Here is a 20915-nt window from a genome sequence, read left to right on the forward strand (position 1 = left end):
ACGCCTTGCCCTTGAGCGAGTTTCTTTATTCGGATTCTTTTGATAGGCTGCGATATAGATCGAGCCATTTATACTTTGTTCGCTCTTCGATCAACTCGATTTGCTGTTTATTTTGATTGAAATGAATACTTCCACTTTGTGCAGTTTGCAAGAGTGGAATGTCTAATTGTTTGAGACGTGTTTGGGTCATCTTTGCAGGATGTCCATAACGATTAAATCGCCCCGCAGAAGCAATCGCCAACTTGGGCTTAAAATGGTTTAAAAACGCATAGGATGAACTGTGCTGACTACCATGGTGTCCAAGCACCAAGACATCGACTTTTAGGTCTGGATAATCACGTAATATTTGATATTCAGTCTCCCAACCCGCATCCCCCATCAATAGAAAATGTCTTGGTCCATTGACGCCTTTGACCGTCACATACAGTACACAAGAGCGTTCATTGGCATTCCATTGGGCATTTGTCAGATCTTCAGGCTTTGGCGAGAGTATTTCAAAATAGACTTGCTGATCCCAATTCCACTGTTGACCACGCTGACATAAACGCTGTGGAACTTGGTTCGTGGTTTGTACTCGCTCATTACTTGAAAGCTGCCCGATATCAAGCTGTTGCTCCAATGAGAAAAAACCACCGCTATGGTCTTGATCTAAATGAGTCAATAACACCCGATCTAGTCGATGGACACCATTCACACTCAAAAATGGCCGGATGATATTTTGCCCGACACTAAATTGACTTTCATCATAGTTTCCACCGAAGTCTACCATCATATGATGATCTACAGAACGGATATAGATCGCCTGCCCTTGCCCCACATCTAAAATTGAAAGTTGAAAGTTTGCTGAATTTCTCCATGGGATAAACAGAGCAAAAAAGGCAATGACCGCCCAATATTTTGGCAAGATACCTTCAGGTAAAAATAAGATTACTACAACGAGTATCAACAGTATGATTTGAGTTGACGTCAATGCGACATCGTGCATTTTTGGTGCAAAGAGTCGATCTAAGCCATAGAGAAACACATGCAATATTTCCAAACACAGATCATTGAATAAAAAAACCAAATGCGCCAAAGGTGTAGAAATATAAGAAAGTGCCCCTCCGATGATATCTAAAGGAACCACCACTGCCCCTAGCCACGGGATGGCGAATAAATTACTTAATGGGCTAATCCACGTGACTTGCTTGAAAAAAATCACCATCAATGGAAATAAGGCAACAAAGATTTTCCATTGTGATTCCACCATCAACCACATTGAATGCCTTAACTTTTGCCAAAAACTGACTTCCGCTTGAGCCAGTAAATGCTTCCTTAAGGTTTGATAAATCCGCAGTAAAATAAAGCATGCGCCATAAGACAACCAAAATGCTGCGGATAAAATACTAAAGGGGTCCACTAGCAATAAAATAGCGGCACTAAAAATCAGCAGTTGAAAAGGCTGAATGGTTTGCCGTAACAAAAGCATGCTACTTGCAACTAGGCAGATCGTCAGCGTTCTCAGTGCAGGTATTTCAAAGCCAGTAAATGCGCAATATAGAAGGACACAGAAGATAAAGGGCACGACCAATACATATTGTTTAGGCCATTTGAGATAGATTTTGGGACAATATTTACGGATACCCAACTGCATCGCCCAACAGAGCATGCTAGCAAAAACCAGCACATGCGGACCAGAGATCGCCAGTAAATGACTCATCCCAAAGCGTTGAAATAACTCACTGGTGCCTTCAGTGAGTAAACTTTTATCGCCTGTAAGCAGTGCTAACAACAAGCCATGATTCCGCAGCGGTTGTTGATATATAAACGCTCTTAAATATAAACGTTGTTGTTCGACTTTTATTTTGAACTGATGTAACACACCTTGATGCCGTTGATACTGTTGACCGTAGCCCATTGCAGTCATATGTTGGGGTGGTATCAATTCGACCGACTTCACCTTTAAACTAGCATGTATATTTTGCTGTACGCTCCACCGCTCTTGGTCAAATGCACCTTCTGTCACATAGCTTTGGGTAGGTCGTAACTCACCATACATTCGATAATATTGTCCAGGGACCAACTGAATCGTCTGCTCATGACTTTGCAAAATTGAATTGGGTAAATACGCCATAAAATATTGAATCTGCTGATTCACATTGAGCACTTCAATTTTTTGCTGAATTGCTTGGTCTTTGAGTTGGCTGATCTGTGGAATATACGCTATAAACTCGCCTTGTCTGCTCTGATGTTCAACCAATGCCAAACGCTGATCGAGTTGAGTATTGGCGAAACTAAAGCCGAGAATTGCACCTATGCAAAGATTTGCACTGAGCTGTAAGATTTTCGAAAAGATACTTTTTAGTTTTGGTGAAATGTAGAGCTGTAGCACTAGCCAAATCAGGACAATAAAAAGCAACTGAGCTGTCGAGAGTTGTGGATTCCAAAACATGAACCCCATAAAAGAAATACCTAAAATCCAGCCAATACAAAAACTTTGTAACATGAGTCGTCATTATTTTTATTATGTGCTGGCAATAATAAAGCCCACCGCGGTGAGCTTCAATCAAACAATCTTAATCCACTAATTTTTTACAAAATCAATTTAGCGCTTAGTCATCTACCCATAAACCATCTTGCATATGCAAAATCGCATCAGCAGATTGAGCTAAATATTCATCATGGGTCACAATTAGCATTGCCATGTTAAATTCTTTACGTAATTCAGACAGCAACTCAAAAATCCTCACCGCGGTTTTGCGGTCTAAGTTCCCTGTTGGCTCATCAGCCATCATCAACTTAGGTCTTGCTACCAATGCACGAGCCAAAGCCACACGTTGACGTTCACCGCCTGAAAGCTCACCCGGTTTGTGCGTCATGCGGTGGGAAAGTCCAACGCGTTCCAAAAGATATTCAGCTTGCTGCTTCACTTCTTTGAAGTTACTCGACTTACGTAACATCAATGGCATTGCCACATTTTCAAAGGCGGTAAATTCAGGCAGCAAGTGATGGAATTGGTATACAAAACCTAAATGCTCATTACGGATATAACCACGCTCTGCTTCACCTAAAGTGTCAAAGCGTTGACCATTAATCATCACTTGACCCGATGTTGGACGATCTAAGCCACCCAATACATGCAACAACGTACTTTTACCAGAACCACTTGACCCCACAATCGAAACAAACTCACCTGCTTTGACTTGTAATGAAAGTCCACGAATCACATCGACTGTAGACTTCCCATCGGTAAAAGATTTGGTAATGTTTTGGGCATCTAAAACTAAATTACTCATAGCGTAGAGCCTCTGCAGGTTGAACTTTAGCTGCACGTAATGCCGGATAAATAGTCGCGATAAAGCTAAGACCCAATGATAAAGATACAATCACCACAACATCTTGCCATCTTAAATAAGACGGTAAATAGTTGATGAAGTAAGCATCAAACATATTTAAGCCCAATGTTGTATTCAACCAACCGACTAAATTACTAATACTCGATGCAGCGATAATCCCTAAAATCGCCCCAGACACCGTACCAATCACCCCAATCACTGTACCTTGCACAATGAAGATCCGCGTGATTGTAGCCGGTGAAGCGCCTAGAGTACGCAAAATGGCAATATCGGATTTTTTATCAGTAACCACCATCACCAATGAAGACACGATATTAAATGCTGCAACCAATACAATCAGGAACAGCAATAAACTCACCATTGCCTTTTCCATTTGAATCGCGCTGAATAGGTTGCCGTGTGTATAAGTCCAGTCAGAAGCATAGAAGTTTGCAGGTAGATCACGCACAATTTCTTGAGACACTTGTGGCGCTGCAAAAATATCATCCAACTTCATACGGATGCCTTGCGCACCATCTGGCAGTCTTAATAAAGTCGACGCATCGTTCAGGGCCACGTAGCCCATCATCGAATCAACCTCTGCACCAATACTGAAAATACCCACAATTTTAAATCGTTTAAAACGCGGAACGACCCCAGCCGGCGAAGGAGTTGCTTCAGGAAGCACTAAGGTCACACTGTCATTCAAGCCTAAACCTAAGGCATCTGTCATTTGCTTGCCAAGGACAATACCAAACTCACCTTTTTTCAGGTTATCGATACTGCCTTCCACCATATGGTCTTGGATAATTGATACCTTTTTTTCATACTGCGGTTCAATCCCACTGACCATAATGCCAGACACTTGACCTTGTGCCGTCAACATTCCCTGTAATTGGGTGAATGGTGCGACCCCTTGAACATGCTCATGCTGCTCAATTTTTTTTGCAAGTTCAGGCCAATTTGTTAAAATTTGTGTTGAAGAAACAGTGGCTTGAGGTATCATTCCTAAGACACGAGTTTTCAGCTCACGATCGAAACCATTCATCACAGATAAAACTGTAATAAGGACTGCCACACCAAGCGTGAGGCCGATCATGGATACCAGAGCAATAAAAGAAATAAAGTGGTTACTGCGCCGAGCGCGAGTGTATCTCAACCCTATATACAGCGAGATTGGTTTAAACATAACCATCTAGTCCGAGGTAATATATTATGGAAAATTTACAGCATCAAAGCGTTCAAACTGAACGCCGTGTAATGTCGCGTATCGATGCTGCTTTGCGCATCAACTATCAGATTATCTCTGATGATGTTGCACTGAATGATCCTTACGATCCTAATTTTGTATTGCCGCGCTATTTTCTACTACTTGCTGAATTAGATCAATTTGATCATGCACTCAACTACGAATTAGAACAATTAGCTGAGAAAGATCAACAAATTGCTCGAATCTTATCCTTATTTAACCAAAAGTTAAACCTTATTACGGGTTCTTTATACGACGCAATTGTACAAAGCATGTTACCAGTGCCTGAGCATGTGAATTTCTCAGAGACTGGTTTGAGCTTTTTTAGCGAACGCGCGATTAAAGAAGGTACTTATATCCATGTGACCTTAAGCCACCCTGAAAATTTCTTCCATATTGCGGCAACAGCACAAGTGGTTTATAGCCGTGAAGAAGAAAGCAACTTATATCGTACGGGTGCCTATTTTATCACGCTGCTCCCTCAAGACCGCGTCAAACTTGCAGAGTGTATCGCACTGACCCAAAACAAAGAGTGATTTTTAATCAATGTTTTAATTTGTGGGCGAGCTCTCTGTTCGCCCGAAAATCTTTATAAAAATAAACAAACAAGCCTGATAATAGAATCACAGCACCAAGTAAAACCATCAATGATAATTTTTCATCATTCAGTAAAGCACCAAAGAGCATAGCAAGCATGGGTGTGAGTACCGTTGTTAAAGACAAAGTTGTCGCCTTGATGTTTTGTACCAGTTTGAAATAACAAAACATTGCAATCAATGAAGCCATAATCACTGCATAAAATAAGCCAATGAGCGCTTTAGTTGAAGGCATCTGTGTCGGTGCATACTGCCATATAAACGGTAGCATCGCGGCAGAAAATAGTGCTGAGATAAGAATCGAACCTGTGGCTTGAGACATGGGCTGCAAAGGTGCATTGACTTTTTTCACCCAAAAAATCGACATACAGTAGACGAACACGCTCATTAACATTAAGACGATACCAACAGGCTGTACGTGCTGATCACTGCCGCCTAAGCAAATAATGGCTAAACCACAGACGGCAATCAACATCCCAATCCATTGCAAGCGATGCAGATAGGTATGAAAGAAGAAACGACCGATCAGACCCGTCATAATTGGTGCCAAACCAAACATCAGGGCAATAATGCCTGAGCTGAGATAGGCCGTTGCCATATAGGTAAAAATCTGAGAACCAATAAAACTAAACGCCCCCGCCAAATAACTGTGCAGCGAGGTTTTATCCATCGGCAGTTTATGTTTAAAAATAAACAATAATGCGACAGCCAAGGGTAATGCGATAAAAAAGCGTAATGTCAGTGCCCAAAACGCATTGATATCACTGACACTCCAAACGATGGCAAGTGGCGTGGTCGACCAAATAAAGACCAACAACGCATAGGTGGTCGCTAGATTTGTTTTAGATGGCATGGTTTTTACTTCTGCGCCGTTTTACGTTTTTGCTTTTGAATGGTTTGATCTAAGCTACTAGAAAATTCGCGCTTATCACGTTCTGAAATAGGGGCTGGACCACCGGTTTGCACACCTGCGCCCCGTAAAGTATCCATAAAGTCGCGTAAGTGTAGACGTGCTTTGACATTTGCTGTGGTATAAATCTCACCCCGAGGATGTATCGCTATACCGCCCCGCTCAATCACTTCAGCAGCAAGTGGAATATCCTGTGTCATCACGATGTCGTGCTCTTTCATGCGCTGAATAATTTCTTTATCCGCTGCATCTGCCCCACTCATGACTTGAATCGAGTTAATTCGCACCGAAGGCGTTATCCCAACATTTTGATTGGCGACAAAAGTGACTTCTAAATGGTAACGATCAGAAGCCCGAATAATTACATCACGTAAAATGCGTGGTAACGCATCTGCATCCACCCATAATTTAAATGGCAGCACTGATTTTCCATTCACTTTTAAACATAACTCATAGTAACAAATCTACATGACAATTTGGGGATCTGCATCCGTTGAATGGATCTACATTTCTCTAATCATGAGAATCGAAAAGCTGCAAAATGAGCCAAAGTTGAGACTATTTTCCAATGCTTTAACATTTAAATCCTACTGAAAACATTTTTTATGCATGATTTCATGATAAATATGATGTCGGTGACTTGAAAATTTCAAATAACCCTCGATTTATTAACTATGAAACCAACCCAATATCAATTGTGCATATGAAAAAACAAAATAGCCCTGAAATTATCACTATTGAAGATCAAACTTTTGGTAGTCATGTTGAACATTGGAATTTGCTTACAGGCAACCCGACAACGGATGTACCAGTTTGGCTGGGTCAGGCATTGGATGCACCCATTATGCCGATGGGCTTATGCGCACAAGAATCTGATATGGATCAAAGTACCTGGCTGATTCAAGGTCCATCACAAGCATCGATTCAACTGTGCCAAGTGATTGCGGTAGAAAATAATAAACCTAAAGCCGTTAAAACTGCATTTCCAAGTTTTGATAGCCCATATAAAACCAAAGCCACCATTGAACGTATTATTACCTGTAAATCCAATACACAAGCTGTGCTTTGCCTCGACTTAGGCGCAAATACCAGTGTGTATGCTTTTGATAGTTTATATAGCGTCAATCACGACCAATATGAAAAAGATGCAAGCTACAGTGTGCAACTCAATGCTTGGGCCTATGAACTCGAAGCTGTCGCAGAACATGAACAGCTTGTCGTTGATGATCCTGCATCGATTAAACATCATCGTGCTTTAAACGATATCTTGGCAGCAAATAATGGTGTTGCCCCTGCAGATTTACACGAACAAATTAAAGCATGGCAACCAAAGTCTGAAGATGACAAAGCGCCAGTGACCGTCGATTTTTCTAAAATGGTTGCATACCTATATGGTGAAAATCTTGGCCAAGAAGACGAAGCATGGTTCCAAGGGCATATTGTTGGCAAAACCGCCATGCAATTTAAAGAGCAAGACTACACGCTGTATGATGTGACCTTAATCCACGAAGAAAACCAAGAAGCGGTGATTGTTCGTGTTGCAACACGAAATCCGGCGCATAAAGATTTCAATGTTGGGCAATATATTCGTGGCAACCTGTGGATACAAGCCAATATTTACGCGAAATCTGCCTAATTGGAATTCAAATCTAAGAAGAAAAAAACCACCAAAATATGGTGGTTTTTTTTTATTACTTAAATTAGTATTTAACGTCAAACACTAAACTTCTTTCATAAATCAATTTTAAATCAATACTTAATTCACAAAAAATATTCCCTCTCCTTTTCAAGGATGAGCATAATTACGCGCAAGAAGGAGAGGATTTATATGAAAAATTTCCCTCATCTTAGAGGAAGAAGGGCTTTCAGTATTAATCTTGCTACGAATTAATGATCATTTTTTTGACTTATGAAAGCTATCTACTAGCGTGGACTAATTTCATCGAGTACACGCATGATTTCAGCTTTGGTTTTAAAGAAGCGACTAAATAGACTCGAAACTGAACCAATCATCGTGATGTGCCCAACACGAGGGATTTGAATCAACTGACTGTGGTTGCCTGAGGCTTTTAATCGACGATCAAAATCTTCACTATTGCTATGGCCAACGATATTGTCTTTATCCGCAGTGAATAGATAATGCTTCACTTGATTGTGCTCAACAAAATAATACGGCATCACTTGTTGATACGGTACATTTTGATCAAAGGCATCTGCACAAATCGGATCACCCTTATAATCAAAATGATATGGCCCTGCCAATCCCACAATTGCACGAATATTCTCTTTCACTTGTAGCTGATAAGGCGTCGGATGATACAGTGCAGACATGACATTAAATGCCCCTGCCGAATGTCCCATTAACACCACATTTTCCACTTCAATCTGCAACTTATGCTGAGACTGCGTCAAATAGTTTAATGCAAGGCTAAGATCATCAATTGAAGCCGGAAAAATATATTCAGGTGCGAGATGGTAATTAATGACAGCAACATCGAAGCCTTCTTTGGCAAAAGCTTCACCAATGAATCCATAGTCCTTTTTGTCACCATGCATCCACGCTCCACCATGTACAAACACGATGAGTGGACGTTGCTGACGAGGTGCTGACGTGCGATACAAATCTAGGCGATGGCGCGCTTTTAGACCATAAGGGATATTGTTTTGAACATGATATCCTTGTTTGGGTGTCAGTCGATTTAATGCATAACTGCCAAAATCATATAACCGAAAATTTCGGTATATAGATTTAGCCAAATCCATTTTTTGCTGAAGCCGCAGAGACCATTGATTCATATTTTACAGCATCATTTCCGACATTTTATTGAGCATTTGGATCGACAGCATCCGGATCTATCGCTACAGGCGTTTGTACTTCAGGTTGCACATTACCTACAGCAGGTGTGGTGTAACTTGAGTTAATTGAACGTGCCTGTGGATTTGGGTTCTGATCAATATTATCGATTAAAGTGACAATTCGCGTTACATTACCCACTTGTTGCAAGATTTGATTTAAGTCTGTGATTTCCGCACTGTTTAAACGGCCCATCACATAAAGAACAGCATCTTCAGTATGAATGTGTACTTTGCTGTCAGATACCACAGGCGCTTTCATAATCAAACCACGGGTATTCGCAGTGACCGCAGTATCTTGCATGATGGTGCTATAGCTGATCTGATTACCCACTGTAATATAGTTATGTACAGTTTTGACATCACTCATTGAACGGACATTTTCTTCTGCCAATTCTTTTAAATGATTATCTGGCACTTGCCCAGTCAATAAGACATTGCCATGAAAACTTTCAATATTGACACGTGACTGTTTAAAACGAGTATCTAATTTATATAAGTTAATTTTTGCTGTTCGAACAATGGAAGAGTCAATAAAAACTTGTCCCAATGAGCGTGCGCCGCTTTCAGTTCCTACAGGTGCTGATCCTGTTCCATTCGAAATAAAACTCGCACAGCCAGATAAACTTGCGACACAAAGCATCGTTATTGCAATACGCTTAACCACTCAGCACGACTCCTCAAATTTCCACACGTATTTTTCTATGCGTTTACACAGTTTGTTTTATCAAAGATTAATCAACTCTTGATCAAAAGTAAAAGCATTTTCAATCCATTGCTGATGATACGGGTATTTAGAAAAGTCTTGCTGTAGTGTTTTTGCAAAGTGCTGATAAAAATCAAAACAAATTGCATCAAAGCGACAATAATAATTTTGAAAATGTGACTGTTCATTTAAAAAATGCAACGCAGTCTTCATCATCTTACGTTGTTTATGAATAGAGATACTTTCGATGGCTTGGGCATAACGGGTATTCGAACGGGCTTTAACTTCGATAAACACCAATTCTTGACCACGTGTGACGATCAAATCAATTTCACCATAACGACTATGATAATTCTGTTGCACCTGTACATAGCCTTGCTGCTCAACCAAACGTAGCGCTTGCTGTTCTGCCCACTGTCCCAGATTCATCTGTCCTATATTCATCTGCTCTAAGTTTAGCTGCATCGTTTCATCCCTATAGTGAGATCGCTACGATGCCTTTTTTACTTCGCTCATAGCAGTGAGGAACACGCTGAATATTGTTTTGACTAATTTTGATTAGTCCTGTTCGCCCCTGAAATTCCATGCTTTTTAATTTCGGTTCTTGCAAATATTGTTTTGCGATATGCCATGTGTCTCCGCCAAAAGCTAAAAGACGTTGATATGGCATATCTACTGGGTTTTCCTCATAAGCTCGGATCAGGTCAGGCCAACGCGCGCCATGCAATGCAGGTGCATCACAAAATTTCAGCCCTACAGGAATGGGCTTTGTGGCTTCAATCGCATTGGCAACGGTATATAGTTTTGCTTTAGGTAGTTTTTTTTGACTGTTTAACCATTCATTATTGCCCAGCAACAGCACCCCTTGATTTTTGTCCAGCTTCGTTGGGAGCTGTTCAACCACATGAATCGGCACTGAACTTTGGCTGATTAAAGACATGAGCAATAATTCATGTTCTGCCTCAGTTGCAGGCTGACGTAACACTAACACTTGCGCTAATTTGTCTTTTTCGAAGACTTTTTGGAGTGCTAAAGCATCATCACGTTTTGATAGACTGTACTGCCAGACGTTTGGAATTTGGCTCGTCGTTTCATTTAAAGCCAACACGCGGACTTTAGGCTTTGCTTTTACAAGTGCTTCAACATCTTGGCGTGCTAAAGGGCCAATCACTAATTGAGTTTTTTTATTGACCTGTTGCTTCAATATCGCTTCAATTTGCTTTTGATTTGAATCTACAAACTTAATGGGTACTTTGTAGTCTGACGATTGATATGCACTATTGAAACCTTGCTTAATACTGGATGCGGCTCGCGCCATAGGGCCAGATTCAGGTAGAATGACCAAGACGTCTGCCTGTGCAGCAGTAAACAGACTGCTTAAAAGGCAAAGACCCAAAATTTTGTTCTTATTATCCAACATGGAGAAACCTATGAGTGCTCAGTTATTTGTTGTTGCAACTCCAATCGGGCACTTAGATGATATTAGTTATCGTGCAATTGAGGTATTGAAGTCGGTTAAAATTATTGCCGCCGAGGATACACGAACTTCAGCACAATTACTTAAACATTTTAGTATCAATACGCCTTTAACCGCCTGCCACGACCATAACGAAAGCAACAAAATAGACCAGCTCATTGAACGCCTCGAAAAGGGTGAAAATATGGCGCTAATTAGTGATGCAGGTACGCCCTTGATCAGTGACCCCGGCTTTAAATTGGTTCGTGCTGCACAAGAAAAAAATATTCGTGTCATTCCTGTGCCGGGTGCCTGTGCTGCCATTGCAGCTCTCAGTGCTGTCGGCCTACCCAGTGACCGTTTTAGTTTCGAAGGCTTTTTACCGTCTAAACAGTCACAACGTCTTTTAGCACTGGAAAAACTGAAAGACGAAACTCAAACCATGATTATTTATGAAGCGCCGCACCGTATTGTGGATTGCCTAAAAGATATGTCGAATGTCTTTGGTGCCGATCGTCCCGTGGGCTTTGCACGTGAAATTACCAAAACATTTGAAACCATTAAAAAAATGTCTTTAGGTGAATTGGTTCATTTTGTCGAATCTGATCATAATCAGCAAAAAGGCGAAATCGTTTTAGTGATTGGTGGTGCGACCGAAGAAAAAGACCTAGAGCAAGAAAAGTTAGACAAATTGTTGACGCGTTTACTTCAAGACTTGTCCGTTAAAGCTGCCTCTCAGTTGGCTGCTGATTTAACTGGGATTAAAAAGAAAGTGGCCTATCAACGTGCTTTAGAGTTAACCCAAGCGAACGATTAAGCTTAATTTTTTTTATTTTTAATTTGAACCGCTTATGGGACCTACGGGTTCTATAAGCTATCCCATACAATAATTTAAATAGAATGAAAAAAAGTTGCTTATAACATGTCCATAAATCTGTCTGTCAAAAAACCGCTGGTGTTCATTCTCTTTAATCTGGTTTGGCTCACGGCTCTTGCACATATTATTTATACTGGCATTCAACCCTATCCGCACTATATTAGTGGCGAGCAAATGACGGCCGATCATAGCGCGATTACGATGGTCTGTGGATATTGTTCCCTCTATTTTGTAGTCGGTAATTTACTCAAACTGAGCCAATTTTGGGATAGGCATCGCTATTGGGCTTATGTCATTTTGAGTGCGGTATTACTTTTTCAATCTTTTGTCGCTGCTGTGGCGGCCATGCATGCACCGCCGTATATTGCTGCATTTATTATTAATTGTATGTTTTTGCTATTACTGCATTTTGTGTTCTATCCTATTTACGCGATCAGTCGTAAATATATGAAGCCAAAGACGACTTAAAATAACTACACAACGTCATAACTAAACATGCTTAGTTTAAAAATGAATGACCTTCAGCCTCGCACAAGCGAATGAAGCAAAAAAAACACCACATGACGTGGTGTTTTTTCATTTTTAATCTTTTGCCGATTCGTCTGGAGGGACTTCGGTAATACGACCACCACGCGCTAAGAACGCAGCAACTTCATCTTCAAGCGCCTGACGTTGTTTTAGTTTTGCAGTCACTGTTAATGTTTCAGCTTCAGAGGTGTCACCATCAGAGGTAGAATCAGCTGCGTCACCTGCACCTTTTTCAGCTGCTTGTGCTTCATCTTCATCAACTACTGAATCTTCTGGATCATCATAATCGTTCATATCAGTCATTGTGTTCTCCCCGCGAATGACTTCTGTTTGCCAGCGAATGGCTGGTTTTAAATTAACAGAAATTTAGCAATCTCTGAGCATTTCGACTAGTACCCACAATCAAAAAATCGTATCTTTTTTAATCAAAATCGTAACCTTGTTTATACGACTGTCTAAAAAATATCTGACTTTGACCTAAGCTGCGTAGATTGTCTCTTTTAAAATACTCAGACCATTGGCTTGAGCCATAAATGCATCTTTTAGAACAGTCTGATTTTCCACTTGTTTTAAACCAAAGTTTCGCGCCCACACCACAGGTGAAAAAGTGGTGGTTTCTAACCAACCAATCGCGGACATACTATGCATCATGGCATCGTTTTGCCCTTTACGGCGGTGCTCATAGCGCTTCAAACTTTGTTCATGTGCCCACACACCACGTTTTTTATCGGTCAAAAGCACATCGCAAAGCACTGCTGCATCTAAACAGCCAATATTCACGCCTTGTCCTGCAAGTGGATGAATCACATGAGCCGCATCACCAATCAACGCCAGACCATCATGAACGTATTGCTGTGCTGCTCGCGCTTTCAATGGAAATTTGGCACGTGGTGTTGCTTCTAAGACTTCACCGAGCATGTGATGACTTTCTCGAGTGAGCAACGCAGTAAATTCAATATCGGATAAAGCCACATATTCATCGGCATAATCATCTGGTAAGGTCCACACAATCGATTGCCAATAACCGCTTTCTTCTTTTTTCAGACTCGCCATCGGCAAAAATGCCAAAGGTCCTGTTTCTAAGAAAATTTGACGCGCTACATGCTGATGCGTTTGGGCGGTTTTAATTGCACAGCTTACACCGGCTTGTTTATAGTCCAGCACATCTAGATCGATGAAAGCTTGCTCACGGACAAATGAGTTTGCACCATCTGCACCAATCACCAGTTTTGTTTTGAGCTGGGTACCATCTGCGAGGTGAATGATCCACACACCAACGCCACGCTCAACTCGACTGACCTTAACTTGGGTTCGGTAGTCTTCAAGCTGTTCTAGCATTTTTTCTTGAATGGCTAAATTCAATACACTTGGTTCAACCATTGAACCTAAAGCTTGCTCAACTGATGGTGTTTGCTCTGCCACATGACCAAAATTGATTTCTCCATAGCCATTTTTATTCCACACCTGCATGCCTGTATAAGGCTGCTGACGTGCAAGTTTTTCCCAAACGCCCACAGTCTTGAGTAAATGAATGGTGGCTTGACTGAGCGCCAAAACTCGAGGATTCGCAACACTTTTGGTTTTTTCTGCATCCAAAATAGGTGCCGCATCCAATACCGTAGCCTGCACACCGCCCTGCGCCAACAGCAATGCCGTTAAGCCACCGACCAAGCCACCGCCTACAATCACTGCATCCAGTACATTTGTTTGATTTAAACTCATGCTTTTAGCCCCATTGCATAATTCGCGACCAAAGGCTTGATCCCCGGAATGGTGTCAAAGGCAACTAACCCAGTATTGCGGATCAATTTTAAAATTGGGTTCTGGTTGCTGAAACCACGTACAACTGAATCACAGAATTTAATCACCCGCTGCTGATCGGTCAGGCGCGATTTTTCATAATCAAGCAACATAGCTGCATCACCCAGATCTGCATTTTTTTCAACTTGCTCTTTTAAATAACGGCGTAGTACATAGGCATCGCGCATACATAAGTTAAAGCCCTGACCCGCCACTGGGTGAATAGTATGGGCAGCATTTCCCATGAGCACTACACGACCTACAGCTTGTTTCTCTGCAAGTACTTGCGACAATGGGAAGCTGAAACGTTTACCCGTTTTTTGGAATTTACCTGCACGGTCGCCATAGGTTTCTTGTAAAGCATCTAAGAAGTGCTGATCATTTTCATCCCCCATCCACTCGCCTTCAGTTCCTTTAGGAACAGGCCAAACCACTGAGCGACGGTATTCACCTGGAAGTGGCAGCAGCGCTAGCGGACCAAGCGGACTAAAACGCTCGAAACCGACATAACCATGCGGTTTAGAGGTTTGTACTGTAGTGACAATCGCCACTTGGTCATAATCATGCACCGATGCGCCAATACCTAAGGCTTTACGGCAGAATGAATCACGGCCATCGGCGGCAATCACAATTTTAGATTGTAGTTTGAGCTGTTCTTTAGCACGCTTTGCTTCAATATAGGCATGGTCTGCATCCTGCGTCAGCGAAGTCACTTGTACGCCGTCAATTAATTCTATCAGCGGTTCTTTTTTGACTTCTGTGAGCAGCACACGGCCGAGCCATGCATTTTCAATAACTTGTCCAAAGCTTTCGACTTTTTCTTGTTCTGCTTTGAGTCTTGCCTTACCAAAACTGCCTTGCTCTGTAATATTCACTTCTAAAATAGGTGTGGCGTGTTCCTGCAAAGCATCCCAGAGGCCTAGTTCTTGATAAATTTGCACCGTACGGCGTGACAAGGCGCTGTTTCGTGCATCAAAACTCGAGTGATAAGGCTCAAGGTTTGCATCATCATAATTGGGGTATTTAGTGGCTTCTAAAAGTTTTACGCCAATTTTGTCTTTGGCCAACATGAGTGCCAGACTTAAACCGACCATACCACCACCAACTATGATGACTTCTTGCTGCATGCTTGTTTCCTTTTTTATCAAGTATTCGAATTTAGGACATTCACTCGAAATACATATAATCTGTAATGAATTTTATCTTACATCAAGGGCATGATTTTTTATAATGAAATACAAATTAGTTGCAGGTATTTGCACTGATTAAATACAAAATTAATCATCTCTTGCCGTAAATATTGATCTTTAAAAAAAGAGAAAATCACAATAAAAATGGCTAAGCCCATCAGAATCAACCATCATTTGCGTAAATCAGCGTCATTTGAACATGTCATGTTTTGATGCATTCAAAAGGATGATATCAAGCTAACAACCTGATGATCAGCATTTAGCAATTGCTCAATTATTTGAATAAGTGATTGCAGCTGCAGAAACCACTTATGTTACACCATTCGGTTTAATGAGCTTTTCATTACACAACATTTTCTGGATATATTCCGCAGCAGAATATATCCAGAAAATGTAATTTTTGTTGTGTTATTGGCGCCTTATCCTAAAGTTGATGCACGTACCAAGCTTTAATTTGAGTTAGGTACAGAGCAACTCTAAAGCGATGTTGAGCACTATTATTCAAACAGGTTTTAGCGCCAACTTTACCTTGGCATGGTGTGAAAATACTATGGCGCAAACCTTAGAAAATACGCTGCAAACCAATAATTGAGAAAGATTTACCCACCAAGCTGAGTTGTAGATTCATACCGATGTGACTGAGACAGCGAAAAAAAATCAACAAACAAACATTAGTGAATGGCTGTAATTATGATTATATGCACCCGAGTGTATGGTCCAATATGCTATAGATCTGATTTCACATGCTGAATATGCTGAACCGGCAACCGGCAACCGGCAACCGGCAACCGGCAACCGGACATTTGGCCGTATATGAAAAACCGGAAGAGTTTTTAAAATTAGCGACAGAATTTTTACAAAAGTCTTAATCGCAAAGTGAAGCTAAAAAGCCGATCAATGGATCGGCTTTTTTTATATTTATTTAATATTTTCCATGATTTGGTCAAAATATTGCGCTCATGTATTCAATTTATTTTCATAGCAATAGATAAAGATATAGAACACAAAAGACAGAAATGATCTCCTTAATACGGAATAATTTAAATGAATGGCTTAAGCATTAAAATGCTGGATTAATTTCTGCAATCGAATTTCTGCATCTTGATTAAAAGCATTCGCCGCTTGGTGATACCAGCGTTTCGCCATCTTTAAATCTTGAGCTGCGCCATTGCCTAGCTCATACATTAAGCCAATTTTATAGGGAGCAATTGCACAGCCTTGTTTTGCCGATTGCTTGTACAAGTTCATAGCTAGATTATAATCTTGATCAAGAATTTCGCCCTTTTCATATATTTCAGCAAGGGCCGTTCTTGCGTTTATATTTCCCTTTTCCACTGACTGATTCAGTAGACTAAAGCGATATGAATATCTGTTTTAAATGGCTTTTTGAACAACAGCACGGCTAACTTCAGCATCGCTGCATCATCACCCTGATCAGCCGCTTTTTGATACCATCCTTGTGCTGTAACATCATTTTTTTCAACGCCGCATCCCGTTTCATACATTTCACCCAATTTAATTTGGGCTGCAATATCCCCTCTTGAGGCTAAACTCAAATAATCATCATAAGTAGGCTGATTGTTATACTTAAACTTTATTTTCTTTACTGGATTATAATCACTATCAAAGATTTCAAAACCGACATAGTTTTTAAAGAGTTCAATCAATAACTGCCGAACCAATTGAGTATGATAAATTAAATGATCCTTTTCGCTAAAATAATAATACTGATAATAGCTTTCCAAATCTTGATTGATTTCTTCTTTTAAACTGTTTAAATCAGTCGTCCATTTTTTTTGAACTTTGCCATTTTCAACATATTCGTATAAATACCTTGTTGAAAAGTTTAACCATTCCTTTTCAAAATCTTGTCTTTCTCCATCCATGTAAAGTTTCTCTTCTTCCGCTTGAATGACACATCTGATTTCTGCACCCTCTTTATAAAGCGCATAGCTATAGCTTGAATTTGTGTCTGCAAAATCAAAGAAGATCATCCATTTCATCGGCAACTGACTGCTTAGCAAACTGCTCCATTTTTCAGGTTCAGTAAAAGCAAAATGTGCTAATCCGGCACTATTGATACAAACAATATGATCCGTCAGCCACTCTATATCTAATGCAGACTTTGAGTTTTCTTCAAAATAAACTAGCCAATCATTTATCAGTCTTTCAATATCCTATTGATTGCCATTAAAGGGAATAACCACCCCAGCTTTTCTAACGCCCATAATTATGATTAAAATAAAAAATTTATACGATTAATTTTAAAAGACTTATATCTAATTTTTGTAAAAACTTAACATCAGAAAATCAACTACATTGCTAATTAACATTGTCTGTATGATTAGTATTTATATGACTGCTTATAGATAAAAAAAAGCCGATCATCTGACCGGCTTTTTTAAATACTGTATAAACTTAAGCGGCTTTCGCTTTCGCCATCAGCGCTTCAATCTCTTCTACAGATTTCACCACTGCAGCGGTTAAAACACGTGGACCATTTTGAGTTGCTACAACATCATCTTCAATACGGATACCAATACCACGCCATTTTTCATCAACAGTTTCATCATCTGGCGCAATATAAAGCCCCGGCTCAACAGTCACGACCATACCTTCTTCATAGGCACGCCATTCACCGTCTTGTTTATATGAACCAACGTCATGCACGTCCATACCGAGCCAGTGGCCTGTGCCATGCATATAGAACTGACGATAACCTTCTTTTGCGATGATTTCGTCAATATCTCCCTGCATGATGCCCAAATCAAGCAAACCTTGAACTAAAATACGCACTGCAACGTTATGCGGTTCTTTATACGAGTTGCCGATACGCACAGCATCAATCGCCGCAATTTGCGAATCGAGCACGACATTATAAAGTGCTTTTTGTTCAGGGCTGAATTTACCGTTAACAGGGAAAGTACGGGTAATGTCTGAGGCATACAGTTGATATTCACACGCTGCATCAATCAGTACCAAATCACCATCTTTCAATTCTTTGTCATTTTCCACATAGTGCAAAATACAGCCATTTTCACCACCACCAACGATGCTATTATAGGACGGTACACATCCATTTTTACCAAAGACATAATTCAGTTCTGCTTCTAGTGCATATTCCATCATGCCCGGTTTGACTGTTTGCATGGCACGAGTATGTGCTTCTGCTGAAATATCCGAAGCAATCTGCATCAATTCGAGTTCATCATCAGACTTATGCAAACGCATTTCATCGATAATGCGATCCAATTGAATGACTTGTGCCGGCGCACTTGCACCCTTACGTGATTCACCGCTTGCAGCTGCAATCCACTGCGCCACACGGGCATCAAAATCTGCTTGCTGCCCGATACGGTAAAATAATTTATCTTTATTTTGTAATTTTTCTAAAATTTCTTCGTCTAATAAATCGATAGCAAAGGCTTCATCCGCGTCATAGTCATCAATCGCGCCATCAATACCCGCACGGTAACCATTCCAAATTTCCATTTCACGGTCACGTTCACGGCAGAACAAACTATAGCTATAACCTTCTTCTTCGCTATCAAAGGTTTCAATCACTGCAACCGCTTCAGGTTCAGCAAAACCTGTTAAATAAAAGAAACTACTATCAGCACGGAATTTATAGTCGGCATCACGGTTTCGCATGGCTTCTTTGCTCGTGGCAATAATTGCGATACTGCGTAAGCCCATTTCACCTGCAAGGATGTCACGACGTTCCTGAAAATCTGCTTGAGTTAATTTCTTCATTGATATGCTTCTTATACGCTTGGACTATGATTGATTTAATAGGATGATGAACTCCTTAGATAGAGTCCATCATCTATTAATTATTAATGCAAAAAGAATGCCTTAACTTGGACGGTGTGGGGTGAACATTTCAACCACATTGCCCGCTTGAGCCAATGAATTTTTAGCGCTCAGTTGTAGCAACGGTGTTTCTGAAACATCAACTTTGGTACGTCCCATAGATAGGCTTACTGGGATTAAACGAACAAATTCGTATAATTCCTGATAGCTTTCTTCACCTTCTTCATCATCATCTGAATCTTCAAATTCTACTGAAGCGACATCTTGTAAATGCTCAATCAATTCTTGTTCATTGGTACGCAGATGTCCTGCCGCCAAACCAAAACCAAGAACCACACCTGCACACCAGTCTGCCAAGGCTTGCACACGCTCACCAAGTAAGTGATCATCATCTGGTAATAAAGGAAGATAGTCGAGTTCATCATCTGAAAGAGAATGAGCTACATCTTCTGCTTCTTCAGTTAACAATGCCAATGCATCTTCATCTAATTCAGCAACATCAAGCGTTGCTAAAATTTGTTGCCACTCTTCACGACTCGGTGGTTGTGACACACAAACTATACCGGTGAGTAAACCATGTAACTCACTTGGGCTTGAAATTTCTTCAATTTTAGAAAAATTGTGGGACCAATCTGACCAACCTGAAATATCGTCTTGCATTCGCTTATCCAATCTCTATACTTCGTATATATTACCTTTGTTTGCAAGACTGTGCGACTACGTTATGTTAGAAGAATTACAGCGTCTCCAAGCGCATATTAGCGTTTTAAAAACGCGACTGGCGCAATTTGAAAGCGAAAATGGTGCCTTACAAGATGAGAAAAACTCATCTAATGAGCAGCATCATGCTCAAATTGTACATAAGAACGGCATTATCACCTCGAAACAAGAAGAAATTGAAACACTGAATGAGCAATTAACTGATTCACGTGCTCAACTTCAACAGCTCAATACTGATGCAACTGCTTTGGCTGACCGATACAGCCGCCTCGAAAAAAGCTGTACTGATCTAAAAAATCGTTTTCAGGAAATTTTGGCAGAGCGTAATGAGTTACGTATCGTCAAAGAAAAAATGCAAAATGAACAACGTCATGCTCAGCAAGAAATTCAAGGTTTAAAGCAAGAACGTGAACGTCTGCTTCAAAAAAATGAACATGCCAAAGCCAAAGTTGAAGCGATTATTCAACGTTTAGCCATTTTAGGTACTGCTCAAGATCAACATGCACAAGAAATTCAACAATTGGCGCATCCGACTGAAAGCAATGAGGAAGTTTGATCATGAGTGAACAAATTGCAGTTGATTTAAAAGTTCTAGGTCATAGTTTCCGTTTAGCGACGACCTCTGACCAACAAGCAGATTTAGAACGTGCAGCGCAGCTGCTGAATGACAAATACGATGAATTTCGTCGTAAAGCGCCACGTATGGAACCAAGCAAGTTGATCATTATGGTCGCACTTGAGTTAATGCAAGAAGTCCTGTCGATGAATAAGAGTTTGCAAGAATATGCAAACTGCGAACTTTTGTTGCAAAATATTTTGGAACAAGTGGAAGAATTGACTGATTAATCGGTGGTTTAGTGATTATACTTTGCCCGATTGCTTCATTTTAAACACTTTGTCAGC

General features: G+C 40.6%; 22 protein-coding genes. 6 read left to right on the forward strand and 16 right to left on the reverse strand.

Annotated features, from left to right (window positions below):
* Nucleotides 1–25: 25 nt before the first annotated feature.
* The 3 genes from FTT94_RS03880 to FTT94_RS03890 form a co-directional block, all read right to left on the reverse strand.
* Nucleotides 26–2485, reverse strand: coding sequence for a DNA internalization-related competence protein ComEC/Rec2 (locus FTT94_RS03880; RefSeq protein WP_180170271.1), 2460 nt, complete (start codon nt 2483–2485; stop codon nt 26–28).
* Between the two features lie 106 nt (nt 2486–2591).
* The gene (gene lolD / locus FTT94_RS03885) at nt 2592–3275 is read right to left on the reverse strand and encodes a lipoprotein-releasing ABC transporter ATP-binding protein LolD (protein ID WP_168378071.1); all 684 of its coding nucleotides are present in this window, start codon (nt 3273–3275) and stop codon (nt 2592–2594) included.
* Nucleotides 3268–4503 carry a lipoprotein-releasing ABC transporter permease subunit gene (locus FTT94_RS03890; RefSeq protein WP_180063188.1) on the reverse strand — a complete coding sequence of 412 codons (1236 nt, stop codon included), beginning with the start codon at nt 4501–4503 and terminating at the stop codon, nt 3268–3270. Before FTT94_RS03890 ends, lolD begins: the two co-directional genes overlap by 8 nt.
* A gap of 26 nt (nt 4504–4529) precedes the next feature.
* Between FTT94_RS03890 and FTT94_RS03895 the strand changes: the two genes are divergently transcribed.
* Nucleotides 4530–5099: a PilZ domain-containing protein gene (locus tag FTT94_RS03895; RefSeq protein ID WP_078192054.1), complete on the forward strand. Its 570-nt coding sequence runs from the start codon at nt 4530–4532 to the stop codon at nt 5097–5099.
* Nucleotides 5100–5106: 7 nt separating this feature from the next.
* On the opposite strand, the gene FTT94_RS03900 is transcribed toward FTT94_RS03895, so the two are convergent.
* Entirely contained in the window at nt 5107–6012 is a 906-nt protein-coding gene (locus FTT94_RS03900; protein WP_168378072.1) for a DMT family transporter, read from the reverse strand.
* Between the two features lie 5 nt (nt 6013–6017).
* The gene (locus tag FTT94_RS03905) at nt 6018–6506 is read right to left on the reverse strand and encodes a YaiI/YqxD family protein (protein WP_373685259.1); all 489 of its coding nucleotides are present in this window, start codon (nt 6504–6506) and stop codon (nt 6018–6020) included.
* 266 nt (nt 6507–6772) lie between these two features.
* Between FTT94_RS03905 and FTT94_RS03910 the strand changes: the two genes are divergently transcribed.
* The gene (locus FTT94_RS03910; protein WP_180009976.1) at nt 6773–7705 is read left to right on the forward strand and encodes a hypothetical protein; all 933 of its coding nucleotides are present in this window, start codon (nt 6773–6775) and stop codon (nt 7703–7705) included.
* 287 nt (nt 7706–7992) lie between these two features.
* Here the strand turns inward: FTT94_RS03910 and FTT94_RS03915 are convergent, their stop codons facing one another.
* The 4 genes from FTT94_RS03915 to FTT94_RS03930 are packed head-to-tail and all read right to left on the reverse strand — an operon-like array spanning nt 7993 to nt 11048.
* The gene (locus tag FTT94_RS03915) at nt 7993–8865 is read right to left on the reverse strand and encodes an alpha/beta hydrolase (RefSeq protein WP_180170272.1); all 873 of its coding nucleotides are present in this window, start codon (nt 8863–8865) and stop codon (nt 7993–7995) included.
* 25 nt (nt 8866–8890) lie between these two features.
* Entirely contained in the window at nt 8891–9589 is a 699-nt protein-coding gene (locus FTT94_RS03920) for a BON domain-containing protein (RefSeq protein ID WP_078192932.1), read from the reverse strand.
* A 60-nt stretch (nt 9590–9649) separates the two neighbouring features.
* Nucleotides 9650–10057 (reverse strand): YraN family protein, encoded by a 408-nt coding sequence (locus FTT94_RS03925; RefSeq protein ID WP_180170301.1) that lies wholly within the window; start codon nt 10055–10057, stop codon nt 9650–9652.
* Nucleotides 10058–10103: 46 nt separating this feature from the next.
* Nucleotides 10104–11048, reverse strand: coding sequence for a penicillin-binding protein activator (locus FTT94_RS03930; protein WP_180170273.1), 945 nt, complete (start codon nt 11046–11048; stop codon nt 10104–10106).
* A 10-nt stretch (nt 11049–11058) separates the two neighbouring features.
* On the opposite strand from FTT94_RS03930, the gene rsmI reads away from it, so the two are divergent.
* The gene (gene rsmI / locus FTT94_RS03935; protein WP_078189168.1) at nt 11059–11901 is read left to right on the forward strand and encodes a 16S rRNA (cytidine(1402)-2'-O)-methyltransferase; all 843 of its coding nucleotides are present in this window, start codon (nt 11059–11061) and stop codon (nt 11899–11901) included.
* A 105-nt stretch (nt 11902–12006) separates the two neighbouring features.
* Nucleotides 12007–12429, forward strand: coding sequence for a hypothetical protein (locus FTT94_RS03940; protein ID WP_180004161.1), 423 nt, complete (start codon nt 12007–12009; stop codon nt 12427–12429).
* A 114-nt stretch (nt 12430–12543) separates the two neighbouring features.
* Here the strand turns inward: FTT94_RS03940 and FTT94_RS03945 are convergent, their stop codons facing one another.
* The 7 genes from FTT94_RS03945 to FTT94_RS03975 all read right to left on the reverse strand — a co-directional run bounded on the left by FTT94_RS03945 (nt 12544) and on the right by FTT94_RS03975 (nt 19952).
* On the reverse strand, nt 12544–12792 hold the full coding sequence (locus FTT94_RS03945; RefSeq protein WP_180170274.1) for a hypothetical protein: 249 nt from the start codon (nt 12790–12792) through the stop codon (nt 12544–12546).
* A 174-nt stretch (nt 12793–12966) separates the two neighbouring features.
* A complete protein-coding gene (locus FTT94_RS03950; protein ID WP_180170275.1) occupies nt 12967–14211 on the reverse strand; it encodes an FAD-dependent monooxygenase in 1245 nt (414 codons plus the stop codon).
* The gene (gene ubiH / locus FTT94_RS03955; protein ID WP_180170276.1) at nt 14208–15416 is read right to left on the reverse strand and encodes a 2-octaprenyl-6-methoxyphenyl hydroxylase; all 1209 of its coding nucleotides are present in this window, start codon (nt 15414–15416) and stop codon (nt 14208–14210) included. Before ubiH ends, FTT94_RS03950 begins: the two co-directional genes overlap by 4 nt.
* A 1116-nt stretch (nt 15417–16532) precedes the next feature.
* Nucleotides 16533–16814 carry an SEL1-like repeat protein gene (locus tag FTT94_RS03960; protein WP_180170277.1) on the reverse strand — a complete coding sequence of 94 codons (282 nt, stop codon included), beginning with the start codon at nt 16812–16814 and terminating at the stop codon, nt 16533–16535.
* A gap of 8 nt (nt 16815–16822) precedes the next feature.
* On the reverse strand, nt 16823–17482 hold the full coding sequence (locus tag FTT94_RS03965) for a tetratricopeptide repeat protein (RefSeq protein WP_180170278.1): 660 nt from the start codon (nt 17480–17482) through the stop codon (nt 16823–16825).
* A 415-nt stretch (nt 17483–17897) separates the two neighbouring features.
* On the reverse strand, nt 17898–19232 hold the full coding sequence (gene pepP / locus FTT94_RS03970) for a Xaa-Pro aminopeptidase (protein WP_180170279.1): 1335 nt from the start codon (nt 19230–19232) through the stop codon (nt 17898–17900).
* 102 nt (nt 19233–19334) lie between these two features.
* Nucleotides 19335–19952, reverse strand: a complete 618-nt coding sequence (locus FTT94_RS03975) for a UPF0149 family protein (RefSeq protein ID WP_180008931.1) — start codon at nt 19950–19952, stop codon at nt 19335–19337.
* A gap of 64 nt (nt 19953–20016) precedes the next feature.
* Between FTT94_RS03975 and FTT94_RS03980 the strand changes: the two genes are divergently transcribed.
* Together FTT94_RS03980 and FTT94_RS03985 are read left to right on the forward strand one after the other, a co-directional pair.
* Nucleotides 20017–20568, forward strand: a complete 552-nt coding sequence (locus tag FTT94_RS03980; protein ID WP_078189180.1) for a hypothetical protein — start codon at nt 20017–20019, stop codon at nt 20566–20568.
* 2 nt (nt 20569–20570) lie between these two features.
* Nucleotides 20571–20858 carry a cell division protein ZapA gene (locus tag FTT94_RS03985; protein WP_168378082.1) on the forward strand — a complete coding sequence of 96 codons (288 nt, stop codon included), beginning with the start codon at nt 20571–20573 and terminating at the stop codon, nt 20856–20858.
* The last annotated feature ends 57 nt before the right edge of the window (nt 20859–20915 follow it).

It is taken from the genome of Acinetobacter sp. YH12027 (assembly GCF_013420085.1).
Lineage (GTDB): Bacteria > Pseudomonadota > Gammaproteobacteria > Pseudomonadales > Moraxellaceae > Acinetobacter > Acinetobacter amyesii.